Source organism: Sphingobacterium sp. GQ94, from assembly GCF_059758715.1.
In genome coordinates, this window is the sequence record NZ_JCAXEC010000025.1 from 1 (window position 1) to 13,496 (window position 13,496).

At 34.8% G+C, this 13,496-nt stretch carries 13 protein-coding genes; 7 read left to right on the forward strand and 6 right to left on the reverse strand.

The features are described 5' to 3' along the window. The first annotated feature begins 321 nt into the window (after positions 1-321). The 5 genes from AC6CHH_RS15710 to AC6CHH_RS15730 all read left to right on the forward strand — a co-directional run bounded on the left by AC6CHH_RS15710 (position 322) and on the right by AC6CHH_RS15730 (position 5,555). The gene (locus tag AC6CHH_RS15710) at positions 322-1,152 is read left to right on the forward strand and encodes a prephenate dehydratase (protein ID WP_498284586.1); all 831 of its coding nucleotides are present in this window, start codon (positions 322-324) and stop codon (positions 1,150-1,152) included. 38 nt (positions 1,153-1,190) lie between these two features. Beyond that, positions 1,191-2,297 carry a chorismate mutase gene (locus AC6CHH_RS15715; RefSeq protein WP_498284588.1) on the forward strand — a complete coding sequence of 369 codons (1,107 nt, stop codon included), beginning with the start codon at positions 1,191-1,193 and terminating at the stop codon, positions 2,295-2,297. 5 nt (positions 2,298-2,302) lie between these two features. Continuing rightward, positions 2,303-3,550, forward strand: coding sequence for a 3-phosphoshikimate 1-carboxyvinyltransferase (gene aroA, locus AC6CHH_RS15720; RefSeq protein WP_498284589.1), 1,248 nt, complete (start codon positions 2,303-2,305; stop codon positions 3,548-3,550). Positions 3,551-3,616: 66 nt separating this feature from the next. Then, the gene (aroC, locus tag AC6CHH_RS15725) at positions 3,617-4,711 is read left to right on the forward strand and encodes a chorismate synthase (protein WP_498284590.1); all 1,095 of its coding nucleotides are present in this window, start codon (positions 3,617-3,619) and stop codon (positions 4,709-4,711) included. Then, on the forward strand, positions 4,704-5,555 hold the full coding sequence (locus AC6CHH_RS15730) for an ROK family protein (protein ID WP_498284592.1): 852 nt from the start codon (positions 4,704-4,706) through the stop codon (positions 5,553-5,555). Before aroC ends, AC6CHH_RS15730 begins: the two co-directional genes overlap by 8 nt. A 19-nt stretch (positions 5,556-5,574) precedes the next feature. Here AC6CHH_RS15730 and AC6CHH_RS15735 read toward each other — a convergent pair whose 3' ends face one another. After that, positions 5,575-7,992: an alpha-ketoacid dehydrogenase subunit alpha/beta gene (locus tag AC6CHH_RS15735; protein WP_498284594.1), complete on the reverse strand. Its 2,418-nt coding sequence runs from the start codon at positions 7,990-7,992 to the stop codon at positions 5,575-5,577. 144 nt (positions 7,993-8,136) lie between these two features. Here AC6CHH_RS15735 and AC6CHH_RS15740 point away from each other — a divergent pair, with 144 nt between their 5' ends. Both AC6CHH_RS15740 and AC6CHH_RS15745 read left to right on the forward strand, forming a co-directional pair. After that, the gene (locus tag AC6CHH_RS15740; RefSeq protein ID WP_498284596.1) at positions 8,137-8,874 is read left to right on the forward strand and encodes a hypothetical protein; all 738 of its coding nucleotides are present in this window, start codon (positions 8,137-8,139) and stop codon (positions 8,872-8,874) included. Between the two features lie 113 nt (positions 8,875-8,987). Further along, positions 8,988-9,452, forward strand: coding sequence for an NUDIX domain-containing protein (locus tag AC6CHH_RS15745; protein WP_498284598.1), 465 nt, complete (start codon positions 8,988-8,990; stop codon positions 9,450-9,452). A gap of 262 nt (positions 9,453-9,714) precedes the next feature. Here the strand turns inward: AC6CHH_RS15745 and AC6CHH_RS15750 are convergent, their stop codons facing one another. From AC6CHH_RS15750 to AC6CHH_RS15770, 5 genes are all read right to left on the reverse strand, one after another. Further along, entirely contained in the window at positions 9,715-9,846 is a 132-nt protein-coding gene (locus AC6CHH_RS15750; protein ID WP_498284600.1) for a hypothetical protein, read from the reverse strand. 53 nt (positions 9,847-9,899) lie between these two features. After that, the gene (rlmH, locus tag AC6CHH_RS15755; protein ID WP_498284602.1) at positions 9,900-10,373 is read right to left on the reverse strand and encodes a 23S rRNA (pseudouridine(1915)-N(3))-methyltransferase RlmH; all 474 of its coding nucleotides are present in this window, start codon (positions 10,371-10,373) and stop codon (positions 9,900-9,902) included. Positions 10,374-10,593: 220 nt separating this feature from the next. Then, on the reverse strand, positions 10,594-11,226 hold the full coding sequence (locus AC6CHH_RS15760) for a YceI family protein (RefSeq protein WP_498284604.1): 633 nt from the start codon (positions 11,224-11,226) through the stop codon (positions 10,594-10,596). A 100-nt stretch (positions 11,227-11,326) separates the two neighbouring features. Then, entirely contained in the window at positions 11,327-12,652 is a 1,326-nt protein-coding gene (gene murA / locus AC6CHH_RS15765) for a UDP-N-acetylglucosamine 1-carboxyvinyltransferase (RefSeq protein ID WP_498284606.1), read from the reverse strand. Positions 12,653-12,735: 83 nt separating this feature from the next. After that, positions 12,736-13,470, reverse strand: coding sequence for a DUF4290 domain-containing protein (locus tag AC6CHH_RS15770; protein WP_498284608.1), 735 nt, complete (start codon positions 13,468-13,470; stop codon positions 12,736-12,738). Positions 13,471-13,496: the final 26 nt, after the last annotated feature.

The window sequence follows — 13,496 nt, forward strand, 5'->3', positions numbered from 1 at the left end:
AAACAATTAAAACAATCATAATATTACTTAAAAAAGTAACAAAATTTATTAGTTGAACTCAGTAATAAAATCGATTATTATTCAATAATATTATGCATTTTTTATTAAAAAAGTTTGCATATTTATTTTAATAACTTATATTTGAAAAAAAGTTATACAGGAATGCAAATGCGGAAGACTTATCATGATTTCTATTTCTTTTATTTTAAAAATAAAAGCAGGGACTAGTATAAGCTAAATTATACGCTATCTAAGAGTTCCAAAAACAATGAGTTTGGAACTTTTTTTTTGACAATATAAAACATTGAATTACAAAAAATAATGAGCGAAAAAATAAAGATTGCCATCCAAGGTGTAAAAGCTTCTTTTCATGAGGAAGCTGCCTATAAATATTTTGGCAATGATATTGAAACACTAGAATGTGAATCATTTAAAAAGACTTGCGATTTACTAAAACAAGGCAAAGCCGATTACGTTGTAATGGCAATTGAAAATTCAATAGCTGGAAGTATACTTCCGAATTACAATTTACTTAGAGACTATCGCTTTCATATTATAGGAGAGGTTTATTTAAATATACATCAAAATTTACTGGCATTACCTGGTGTTAAACTCACTGATATTACTGCTGTCGAATCTCATCCTATTGCCATTCGTCAGTGTGATGAGTTTTTGGGAGATCATCCTGAATGGGTAATAAACGAAGGCATGGACACTGCTGCATGTGCGAAGAAAATTGTAGACGAGAAATTAACAAAAACCGCAGCAATCGCAAGTGAAGCGGCGGCAAAACTTTATGGGCTGGAAATTATTGAAAAAAGAATTGAAACCAACAAAAAGAATTCAACTCGATTTCTCATCCTGTCTAATGAACTTCAGGAACAAAGCAATTTCAACAAGGCTTCCCTGTCGTTTCAAACCTCCCACAGCATTGGCGCTTTAGCCACTGTTTTACAATGTTTTGCGGAACAAAATGTCAATTTAAGTAAAATCCAGTCGATGCCAGTGGTAGGACGTAGAAATGAGTATGATTTTTATGTAGATGTAGAATGGAAAAAACAGGCTGATTATGACTCTGCGATTCGAAAAGTCCTTAAGCATACTGTGAATTTCAGCATTATGGGTGAATACATCAAAAACGAGAAAATTTAGGTTTATTAACATATTAAAAAAATTAAAAACAAAATATAATGAAACATTCATTAGATATTCTTCCTTTAAAATCATGGTTAGACACAGGAGATAAACCATTAATTATTGCCGGACCGTGTAGTGCAGAAACTGAAGAACAATTAGTTTCTACAGCTCATTTATTAGCGAACACGGGTAAAGTGAATGTTTTACGTTCAGGTATCTGGAAACCACGTACTCGTCCAGGGGAATTTGAAGGAATTGGTAGTATTGGTCTACAGTGGATGAAAAGAGCTAAAGAAGAAACTGGATTGTTAACTGCTACCGAAGTAGCTACTGCCAAACATGTAGAGGAAGCATTAGAAGCAGGAATTGACATCCTTTGGATTGGTGCCCGCTCAACGGCCAACCCATTCACGGTACAAGAAATCGCAGATGCTTTGAAAGGTGTTGACGTTCCTGTCTTAATCAAAAACCCCGTAAATCCTGATCTTTCCCTTTGGATAGGTGCATTGGAGCGAGTGAACAGAGCTGGGATCAAAAAATTAGCCGCGATTCACCGAGGTTTCTCTTCTTATGAAAAAACTGCCTTTCGCAATGAACCTATGTGGGATTTAGCAATACAATTAAAGACAATTGCACCAGAGCTCCCTATCATTAATGATCCGAGTCATATCTGCGGAAACCGAGAGCTAATTCCGTACATTACCCAAAAAGCAATGGATATGGATATGCAAGGTTTAATCATTGAGTCACATATTGACCCTTCAGTTGCTTGGACCGATGCAAAACAACAAGTTACTCCAGCCGCTTTAGCAGAATTGTTAGACAATATTTCTGTTCGTAAACCGGCATCTGACAATCCAGCTTTCGAGGATAAACTTGCAGAATTACGTACTCAAATAGATAAGTTAGATGACCAACTTATCAAACAAATCGGTGACCGGATGAAAATTGCTGAAAAAATTGGTGAATTCAAAAGAGACAACAATGTAACTATTCTTCAAGTTAGCCGATGGGATGAAATTGTTCAAAAACGCGTACAATTAGCCAAAGCCCTTAATTTAAGTGAAGAGTTCACGGTTAAATATTTAGAGTTATTGCACAACGAATCAATTCGTAAACAAAACTTAATCATGAATGCAAATCCTGTAACTGAGGCATAACAAACATGGCGGATCGCTTAATATTAAAACATAAAACAAAAAAAGCAAATGGCACGGTTCAACTTACAGGTTCAAAATCTGAAAGTAACCGCGCCCTAATTATACAAGCTCTTAGTAATCAAAACGTTAAAGTTGAAAACCTTTCTGAGGCAGCCGATACCGTAACTTTACAATCAGCCATTGAACAAATTAATTCTCTTAAAGATGGAGAGAATTTGATTGATATTGGACCCGCAGGAACGGCCATGAGATTCCTCACCTCATATCTTAATTTGATTAATGGTAGTTTCGTTTTGACAGGCACCAAAAGAATGCAACAGCGTCCTATAGGTGTACTGGTAGATGCACTAAAGGATCTTGGAGCCGACATTCATTATCAAGAGAAATCAGGCTACCCTCCATTAAAAATTGAGGGAAGTTTGTTCCAATCAAAAGAACGTATATCAATAAAAGGAAATATTAGTAGTCAGTATATATCTTCCCTATTATTAATTGCAGCCAATCTAAAAAAAGGACTAACATTAGATATTGAAGGCGAGCTCACTTCTCGTCCATATGTTACAATGACCCTTGAGATGTTAAAGGAATGTGGAATAGTGTATACTATTAATGAGAATCAAATACAAATTAGCAATCAAAAGTATAAACAAAAGACGCTGTATATTGAGCCTGATTGGAGTGCTGCATCTTATTGGTATTCAATCGTTGCATTATCGGAAGAAGGCCACATTATTCTTCCTGGTTTAAAAGAAAAAAGTTTACAAGGAGATAAAGCAATTATTGAAATCATGACTCATTTCTCGGTTGAATCTAGATTCGAGGAGGATGGACTTCATATTAAAAAAGTAAGCACAACTTCTAAAAAAACATTGTTTGATTTCAAAGAATGTCCAGACCTTGCTCAAACCGTCATGGTTATTGCAGCTGCTTTAAAGAAAAACATTTCTTTTACCGGATTAGAAACTTTAAAAATCAAAGAAACGGATCGAATAAAAGCTTTGAAAAATGAGATCGGTAAATTTGGTGTCGATCTTCTTGAAGATGGAGAAACATATCATTTAAGAACTGAAAATCGTACTAGTCCTGAGAGTTTAACCTTTGACACTTATGAAGATCACAGAATGGCAATGGCTTTTGCTCCATTGGCTTTAATCTTTAATCAGGTTATTATTACAGAACCACAAGTCGTTGAAAAATCTTATCCTGTATTTTGGGAGCACCTTGCCGCCCACGGCTTTGAAATTGGGGAATAAGATATTTATTGATTAGCTAGATAGAATTATTATCAATTTTCATATATTTACGGGCATTATAGGATTATGGCAGGAAATACTTTCGGAAATTTATTTAAGGTTACTACGTTTGGTGAATCTCATGGAAAAGCAATCGGGGTAATTATTGACGGGTGCCCAGCACGAATTGATTTAGATGAAAATTTCATTCAATCCGAGTTGGATAAACGTAAACCAGGTCAATCAAAAATCACTACTCAACGTAAAGAAAGTGATACTTCCCAGATTTTATCAGGAGTATTTGAAGGAAAATCTACTGGCACCCCCATCACCATTATAATCCCTAACGAGGATCAACGATCAAAAGATTATTCACATATCCAAGATAAATATAGACCTTCTCACGCAGACTACACTTATCAAATGAAGTATGGGATTCGTGATTATCGTGGAGGTGGGCGTTCTTCAGCCAGAGAAACTGCTGCACGCGTTGCGGCAGGTGCGGTTGCAAAACTATTCTTAAGGAACCACGGAATTGAAATTTTTGCACATGTTACCGGTGTTGGAAATATAGAGGCCCCAAATCTCAGTAATACGGATCTAAATGAATTATTGAAAATTCGTGAAAAAAATATTGTAAGGTGTGCAGATCCAGCAACCGCGACAGAAATGGAAGACTATATCAATATTGTAAAGAAAAATGGTGATACAGTTGGAGGAAGAATTTCAACGATTATTCGCAATGTACCTGTTGGGCTTGGAGAGCCCGTATTCGATAAACTCCATGCAGATTTAGCGAAGGCTATGATGAGCATCAACGCGGTACATGGATTTGAATATGGTTCAGGATTTCAAGGATCGCAAATGCTCGGTTCAGAACACAATGACATTTTTATTAAGCAAGAATCAGAAACGAAAACATTAACTAATTTTTCTGGTGGTATTCAAGGTGGAATTTCCAATGGTATGGATATTACTTTCAAGACCGCATTTAAACCAGTCGCAACCATCATGAGAGATCAGCCGACATTAAACGAACAAGGTGAACAAACAACCATTTCCGGAAAAGGGCGTCATGACCCTTGTGTTGTTCCTCGTGCTGTTATTATTGTAGAGGCCATGGCAGCATTGGTAATTGCAGACCACCTATTAAAACATAAGGCCTATCTAAATAATGCATAATAGCAATTATATTCTTTCCTGTGATATAGGTGGAACTCATATCACTTCTGCCATAGTTGACAAAACATCATGGTCAATAGTTGATGGGACTATCACTAGGTCCCATGTAAATTCTTTGGAAAATGCTAAATCGATTTTTCATGATTGGACCTCCAATATGAAGAGTTGCCTTTCAAAATCTGAATTGAAAATTTCCCAAATTGGAATTGCAGCACCTGGTCCTTTTGACTACGATAAAGGAATCGCTCTAATGAAGGGTCAAGCAAAGTACGATAGCATCTATAACATAGAAGTATCTGATCCAATTATAGAAGGCTTAGGTATCAATGAAATAAGCATTCGCTACATCAACGATGCTGCAGCGTTTTTGCAGGGAGAAGTATTTGGTTGTGGGTTGCAAAATAAGGATTGTATTTTAGGAATAACTCTTGGTACAGGACTAGGAAGTGCTGTATGGAGAAAAAATAAAAAGGCTTTTGATGCTGATCTGTGGAATACATCGTATAATAATTCAATCTATGAAGAATTTCTAGTAACGCGATGGTTTGTAAAAAGATTTGAAGAGTTAACGGGTATAAAAGAGAAGGGTCTACTCGAGATTCTAGAAAATTATGGAAATTTAAGCGAGCTCGTTCAGATATTTTCAGAATATAAAATTAATTTATTAAACTTTTTGAATTTTTTTAGCAGTAAATACAATTGCACATCCTTTATTATTGGAGGAAATATCGTGAAAGCTTGGGATAAAATATTCCCTGATAAACTTGAATTAAAAGAGTTTGAAATAGAAATTGGAAAGTATCAAGAACATGCAGCAATTATAGGTGCTGCTTCTCTTTTTTAAATTATATAATACATCCTCTTTAGTATAAAGGAGGATGTATTTTTGGGTTACTATCAGACATTATCTGATAGGCAGTTTCTACCACATCATCTACGGACGGTTTTGTGAAATAATCACCATCAGAACCATATGGAGTACGATGAGCCTTCGCTGTTAATGTCTTTGGTTGAGAATCAAGCAAATAATATCCTCCCTGTTTTTCTAGTATCTCATAACTTATGAAGGCCGACGCACCTCCTGGAAAATCTTCATCAACAATGAGTAATCTATTTGTTTTTGCTAGTGATTTACTACTGATACCATCAATGTCAAAAGGTTGTAAACACTGAGCATCAATGATTTCAATTGATACCCCAATTTTTTCCAATTCCATAGCAGCCTCTTGTACAATTCTCAAAGTTGATCCATAAGAAACCACAGTTATATCAGCTCCTTCTCTTAGAAGTTCTGCTTTCCCTATGGGAACAGTAAATTCACCTATATTATTTGGCATCTTTTCTTTTAATCGATAGCCATTCAAACATTCTACAACCAAAGCGGGTTCATCCGATTTCAATAAGGTATTGTACATGCCAGCAGCTTGGGTCATATTCCTTGGAACACATATATGCAGCCCTCTAAGTCCTCCTAACAACACTGACATTGGCGATCCTGAATGCCAAATACCTTCTAGACGATGTCCTCTTGTCCTTATAATCAAGGGAGCCTTTTGTCTTCCTTTAGTTCTGTAACTCAAGCTAGCCAGATCATCACTCAATACCGGCATAGCGTAGATTAAATAGTCTAGATATTGAATTTCAGCAATTGGTCTAAAACCTCTGACTGCTAATCCTAATCCTTTACCAATAATCGCTGATTCCCTAATCCCAGTATCAAAAATACGCTGATCGCCAAATTTATCCTGTAAACCCGCAAAGCCCTGATTTACATCGCCAATTTTCCCAACATCTTCACCAAACGCCAATAATCTAGGGTCTTGTTCAAAGTTAGCTTTGAAACATGCATTCAATACCTCTCTCCCATCTACAGTTGGTGATTCTTGATCATACTCCGCTGTAATATGTTTTACTAATAATGGAGAATACTGCGTATCCGCAAATAACTTATCATTAAACCTTCCGCTGTTTATCTTCGTTTTTTGTTCATACCAGGCTAACAATCGATCTTTTCCATTCACTTGGATCCCTCTCAAATCTCTTATCGCCCTTCGAATGTTAACATAAACCTCCTTCAGTGTCGGTTCAGTTATAGACTGAAGCGTTTTTAATGGGATTTCTACTGCTTTATGATTAATTTTTTGTAATTCGGCAATTGATTCGTCTAAATCTACTTGTAAAGTTTTTTTATAATCCGTCCATGCTCTTTTTTGTTCCTGTTTTACAAAATTTTTTGCTTCCAGTTCAAGACCTACTAACTCTTCTTCTGTCATCATTCCTGAATCCAACAGCCAATCTCTCATCTTTCTGTTGCAGTCAAATTCATCCTCCCAAATTAACCTTTCATCTGATTTATATCTTTCATGGGAACCCGAAGTAGAATGTCCTTGTGGTTGAGTCATTTCGATGACATGAACTAGACAGGGTTTGTGATGAAATCTAGCATATTCAGCTGCCTTCTCATAAACTTCACATAATCCACCATAATCCCAGCCTTTAACCTGAAAAATTTCATAACCGGCACCTTGTTCATCGCTTTGGAATCCTCTTAACAAATTAGAAATATTCCCCTTGGTTGTCTGTAATTCATTAGGTACTGAAATTCCATAACCATCATCCCAAATTGAAATTACTACTGGAATTTGTTTAACACCTGCAGCATTTACCGTCTCCCAGAATACACCTTCAGATGTTGAAGCATTCCCTATTGTACAGAAAACCACCTCCTCACCTAGTTTTGAGAATTTAGTTTTATGTGAGAGATTAGGATTATCTTTATACAATTTGGAGGCTAGACCAAGACCTAATATTCTAGACATTTGTCCCCCGGTAGTGGAAATATCTGAAAAACAATTTATCCGTTCGGTTTGATCAAGCCAATCACCATTTTCATCAATTAAAGGAGTCGCAAAATGAGCAACCATTTGACGCCCACCAGATGATGTGTCTGCCTCAATTGTTGGATTTGCATATAATTGGGAGAAGAAATGATAAATTGAGCTGATCCCTAGGGCAAAAGCAAGCGTTTGATCTCGATAATAGCCGGACCGCCAATCTCCTGGTTTAAAAACCTTAGATAAAGCAATTTGTGCTAATTCCTTTCCATCACCAAAAATTCCAAACTTTGCTTTACCGGTTAGAACCTCTTTTCTACCAAATAAACTCACAAAACGGCTTCGAACGGCTAGTTTATAATCATCTATGAGGACTTGACGAAATTCTTCATAGCTTATTTTTGCTGAATTAAATTGCACTGGTCTTGTCGTATTTAAATCTGACATTAAAGTGTTTCCTTTTTTAACAAAAATAGCAAAATAAACTAGTTTTCCACTAGCCAATTGAAAGGTTTAATCTCATCTATTTTGAATTAAACACTAAACATTAATACAATATTCAGTACTTTTAGCCGTATTTTCAGAAAACTTATGAGTAGTATACATTTTTATGATGCCCAGGCTAATCCAGGAAATCTTGGCGATTTAGAGAAGACAATCATCGTCAATGATTTATTGACAATACCTCTTGAACAAAGAGATAACAGTTGGATTGCCAAGTTTGTTGCTAATATTTCAGAGGCAAATTTAGCACTTGCAGAACCAGAAATAATAATGAGTACAGATGGTTTTCCGTACTTTAATTTACGCAGTGTGGAACAAGGAGAAGACTTTCAAGCTTATGTGATTAAAAATCAATTGTCACAATTATTACAGAAAGGATTTGGAATAGCTATAAACACGACAAAAGAAAGTCCAGACTGGCTATTTAGTTATGGGGATCTTTTAAACTTAGAATTAAATGGTGAATTCTACACTGATGATCACTTATTCTCGCTCAATAATACGGATTTTGTAATTGGTAAGGATGAAGATATCCTTGTTGGTCAACCATCTGAGGGAATTTTACCAATTTATGCTAGGGAGCAAATAAGAGAATTTTTACAGTACTACGGAATTAGAAATCCGATGATTATGTTAATTGCTAGAAATTATCTAGATGAAGAAAAGGTCACCAAAGATTTAGTTTTCAATATAACACCAAAGAATTTTGCCAACGAGAAAGAATATAAACAAAATATGTCTACCCTATCCTGGTTTTTACCAAGACACTATTCAATTGTGGGCTTAGATACTGAGGCAGTAGATACAGGTTTTCAACCTCTTTAATTAATTGGTGAATTTTTAGACATGTCCTTTAGGGCAATCTAAAATTAATGAACAATAAATATAATATTTAGCTAGCTTTAGTAGAAATAGGCTTAGCGTTATAATCTTCAGATATGTTTTTATTTAACGTCAGGGTTTACGGTATATTAATCAATGAAAAAAATGAGGTTTTAATTAGTGATGAACGTACAGAAAATGTGTCTTTCACTAAATTCCCAGGTGGAGGACTAGAATACGGAGAAGGTTTAATTGAAGCTCTTAAACGTGAATATTTGGAAGAAACAAATATGGAAGTTGAAGTAATTAAACATATATACACCACTGATTTTTATGAAAAATCTAGCTTTAATGAAAGTCAAATAATTTCTATATATTACTTAGTAAAACCATTAAATTCGGTTGAACTGCACATCAAAATAAAATCTTTTGATTTCACTGAAATTTCAGAAGATGGAAAAGCACAAGCTTTCAGATTGATTCCAATGGCAAGTTTAAAAAAAGAGGACTTGACATTCAAAACAGATCAGGTAGCTTGGATTGAGTTTTTAAAAACATCAAATCACGTCTCAATCGTATAATCTATTTTAACCTATTAACGGCTACATAGGTTAAAAACGCATTTCTTTAGGTTATGCTATTGCAGGAAGGATTGAAGTATAAGTGTTTTACTGATAAATAGTGTTACACAGGAAGCATCAACCTAAATAAATAAGTTGTTCATTAAGATTATTTTCTATAAACAACTTATTTAAAAGCATTTCTTGTTTTGTAATAATAAAATAAATCATTTATTAAACTGCCACTGAATCCCAACAATTAATGGAATAAGTCCTAATTAAACTAGCTTAATAAATAGGCTAATAAAATCACAATAGCCCCTCCAATGATAATTATCCATTTATTATAATCTCCACCGTGAGCCCCCTCTTGACTTTTATATTTATAATCTCTTTTAAACTTATCTAAGTCCATAATTTCCTCCTATCTTTTAGTTTAAGATGCTTTTATAGTACAATTTACACAAATTATTCATGATGATAAGGTTCATTACGCATGATTGTGTAGGCCCGATAGAGCTGCTCTACAAAAAACATTCGAATCATCTGATGAGAAAAAGTCATTCGTGATAGTGAAAGTTTCGAATTAGCGCGTTGATATAATAGTTCATCAAAACCATACGGACCGCCTACTATCATCACTATATGAGTAGTGCTTGCTAACATTTGCTTTTCTAAAAAAGTTGAAAACTCTAAAGAACTATATTCCTTTCCTCGCTCGTCTAATAAAATAACATAATCTGAATTGGTTATGTTTTTCAGAATAAGTTGAGCTTCCTTTTCCTTCTGTTGGTTTTGGGTCAAATTTTTACTGTTTTTCACATCAGGTATTATAACCATTTGAAAGTTACAATAATGTTTTAATCGTTTCCTATAGATCTCGATACCATCTAATATATGTTTATCATCAGTTTTGCCAACGCAAATTAGTGTAATCTTCATAAAATTAACCCAAAGAGACCAACGACATTTTTTTGTGTGGGAGGAATTGAGTCACTATTCCCTTTTTTGTTAAAAAATACATTCTTGTTTCTAATAAAAACTAATTATGTTGAACAAATCTAATAGTAAAATTAAAATAAAATCTATACTATCAAAAGATTAATAGCACAAGAAAGCCTTTGATTTAAATCAAAGGCTGCATTTTTTATGTCTATATAAATTACTTATTTGCAACTAGGTTGATATCAAAATTAATTTCTTTTGATATCAAATCATCAGCTTGTCCCTCGTAAGTAACTCCCCAATCAGCTCTCACAATATTGAATTTAGCCGCTGCTTTTACAGTGCTATCCGAGATCTCAGAAATTTGACTCTCAAAAGTAATGTTCTTACTAATGCCCTTAATAACTAAATTACCAGAAACCAAAAGATCAGTAGCTGTGGCGCCCGGTTTGATCTCTGTAATCGTGAAAGAAGCTTCTGGGTGTGTTGCAGTTCCAAAAAAGTCATCCGCTTTTAAATGACCGTCTAATTTTTGTTTAAATTCACCTTCAAGATCTGTAGAGCTAATTGAGTTCATATCTAAAACAAAACTACCTCCTGTTATTGTTCCGTTATCAACATTTATCGAACCAGATTTTACGTCTACTGTACCAGTATGTTCTCCAGTAACCTTACTTCCTGTCCAAATAACTTTAGTTGCAGCTGTATCAACCACATAAGCTGTACCTAATACTTCGGATGTATCAACAGACACAGAATCTTTAACCTCGGCTTTTTTTCCATCGGGATTTCCAGCACATGATGCAAGTACAATTGCAGCTACAGCTGATAATAAAATAATTTTTTTCATATTTATATGTTAGAACATTTATTTAAGAACAAAAGTAAGATTGACTTTCACATTTTCAAACATTAAGTTCATCTTTTAACACTAAAAAGACATTTGCTATCTAATGTCCAATGGGTTGACCATCAACACGACGTATGTCTGCACCTAAAGCCTTCAATCTTGATTCAATATTTTGATAACCTCTTTCAATTTGTTCGATATTATATATAACCGATTTACCTTGAGCAGATAAAGCGGCGATTAACAACGATACACCTGCGCGAATATCAGGAGATGTCATTTCAATTCCTCTAAGCTTGTTTTGATTATTTAATCCGATTACAGTTGCTCGATGTGGGTCACATAGGATAATTTGAGCTCCCATATCAATCAATTTATCAACGAAGAATAATCTACTCTCGAACATTTTTTGGTGTATCAATACATTTCCTTTAGCTTGAATGGCGGTAACCAAAACAATACTTAACAAATCAGGAGTAAATCCTGGCCATGGCGAATCTGAAATAGTTAGTATAGATCCGTCGATAAATGTGTCTATTGTGTAAGAATCTTGGGCAGGTATAAAAATATCATCTCCACGCAACTCAAATTTAATTCCCAGACGGGAAAAAACAGTTGGAATTATTCCAAGTTCATTAAAACATACATTTTTAATTGTCAATTCCGAACCCGTCATTGCAGCAAGCCCAATGAAAGAACCTATTTCAATCATATCTGGCAACATTCTATGCTCGGTACCCCCTAATATTTCAACCCCTTCAATGGTTAATAAATTAGATCCTATCCCGCTTATTTTAGCACCCATTCTATTCAACATTTTACAAAGTTGCTGTAAATAAGGTTCACAAGCAGCATTATAAATCGTTGTAATTCCCTGAGCAAGTACTGCAGCCATAACAATATTTGCTGTACCCGTAACCGAGGCCTCATCCAAAAGGATATATGTACCTTTTAATTGTGTCGCATCAACGTTAAAAAAATGATTTTCGGCATCGTAAATGAATTTAGCACCCAATTTTTCAAATCCTAAAAAATGCGTATCCAAACGTCGTCTACCAATCTTATCACCTCCCGGTTTTGGAATTGCAGCGGTTCCAAATCGAGCCAATAATGGTCCGACAATCATGATGGAACCTCTAAGCGACCCACCTTTTTCTTTAAATTCTTTGGATTTAAAATAATCAATATTAATATCTTTGGCTTCAAATTCGTAAGTATCATCACTAATCCGATTCACTAATACGCCCATAGCCGACAATAAATCAATCAATTTATTAACGTCTTTAATATCAGGGACATTACTTATACGCATTTTTTCCGCTGTCAATAAAACTGCAGATATAATTTGTAAAGCCTCATTTTTTGCTCCCTGAGGGATAATTTCACCTTTTAAAGGTTTTCCACCGTATATTTCAAATGCGTTCATAGTATATCACCTATATTTATAAAAAGAAAAAGCAATCGACGATTTAAAAATTGACAATTGCTCTCTCTTCTTTTAGCTAGTTATTATTTTCTTTTTCTGTTATTATTGTTGTTATTGTTACTGTAATTACTATTGCTATTGCTATAGTTGTTATTAGAAGGGCGTTTCATCATTTTTTTATTATTGTTATTGTTCTGATGTTTGCCTTGTTGTTGATTGCTACTGCTTGGGCCAGATGTTTTTGTGCGACTGCCCGGAGGCGGAGTTCTAAAATCTAGCTTCGTTAAAACGGTGTCAGCGGGAAGTTCTAATTCACCTTGAGAAAGGGTACTAAGGTCAAGTAAAATCTGTTCATCAGAAACGCTATCCTTATTCCATGTCAAATAGGCCATTTTCATAAAATTTGCAATGCCAACAACCATTTTCTGTTTGATGTCAGAATCGGGTAGGCCTTTTGCTTTTTGAATCATCTGCTCCACAGTAAATCCATAATGTTTATATCTAATCCTGTGGTTTGGATAATTCAAATATTGAGGTTTATGATGAATTTCCTCTTTATTTGGAATCGGATATGGAGAATCTACATCGATCTTAAAATCAGATATAATATAAAGATGGTCCCATAGTTTATGTTTAAAATCAGAAACATCACGTAAATGAGGATTCAGGACCCCCATCATATCAATTACCACTAAAGCTAGCCGATTACGTTCATTTCTATCTTGAACTGAACAGATATGGTCAACCATATTCTGAACATTCCGACCATATTCAGCTAATATGAGGTGTGGTCTGGTACTATTATAATCAAAAATCATATTTATTATGCTTTACCCCTTTCGGA

Excerpts from the sequence above, each read along its gene's own strand:
- aroA (WP_498284589.1), top strand. The coding sequence starts at position 2,303 with ATGGCGGATCGCTTAATATTAAAACATAAAACAAAAAAAGCAAATGGC.
- AC6CHH_RS15730 (WP_498284592.1), top strand. The coding sequence starts at position 4,704 with ATGCATAATAGCAATTATATTCTTTCCTGTGATATAGGTGGAACTCAT.
- AC6CHH_RS15745 (WP_498284598.1), top strand. The coding sequence starts at position 8,988 with ATGTTTTTATTTAACGTCAGGGTTTACGGTATATTAATCAATGAAAAA.
- AC6CHH_RS15750 (WP_498284600.1), bottom strand. The coding sequence starts at position 9,846 with ATGGACTTAGATAAGTTTAAAAGAGATTATAAATATAAAAGTCAAGAG.
- AC6CHH_RS15760 (WP_498284604.1), bottom strand. The coding sequence starts at position 11,226 with ATGAAAAAAATTATTTTATTATCAGCTGTAGCTGCAATTGTACTTGCA.
- AC6CHH_RS15710 (WP_498284586.1), top strand. The coding sequence starts at position 322 with ATGAGCGAAAAAATAAAGATTGCCATCCAAGGTGTAAAAGCTTCTTTT.
- AC6CHH_RS15735 (WP_498284594.1), bottom strand. The coding sequence starts at position 7,992 with ATGTCAGATTTAAATACGACAAGACCAGTGCAATTTAATTCAGCAAAA.
- AC6CHH_RS15715 (WP_498284588.1), top strand. The coding sequence starts at position 1,191 with ATGAAACATTCATTAGATATTCTTCCTTTAAAATCATGGTTAGACACA.
- rlmH (WP_498284602.1), bottom strand. The coding sequence starts at position 10,373 with ATGAAGATTACACTAATTTGCGTTGGCAAAACTGATGATAAACATATA.
- murA (WP_498284606.1), bottom strand. The coding sequence starts at position 12,652 with ATGAACGCATTTGAAATATACGGTGGAAAACCTTTAAAAGGTGAAATT.
- AC6CHH_RS15770 (WP_498284608.1), bottom strand. The coding sequence starts at position 13,470 with ATGATTTTTGATTATAATAGTACCAGACCACACCTCATATTAGCTGAA.
- aroC (WP_498284590.1), top strand. The coding sequence starts at position 3,617 with ATGGCAGGAAATACTTTCGGAAATTTATTTAAGGTTACTACGTTTGGT.
- AC6CHH_RS15740 (WP_498284596.1), top strand. The coding sequence starts at position 8,137 with ATGAGTAGTATACATTTTTATGATGCCCAGGCTAATCCAGGAAATCTT.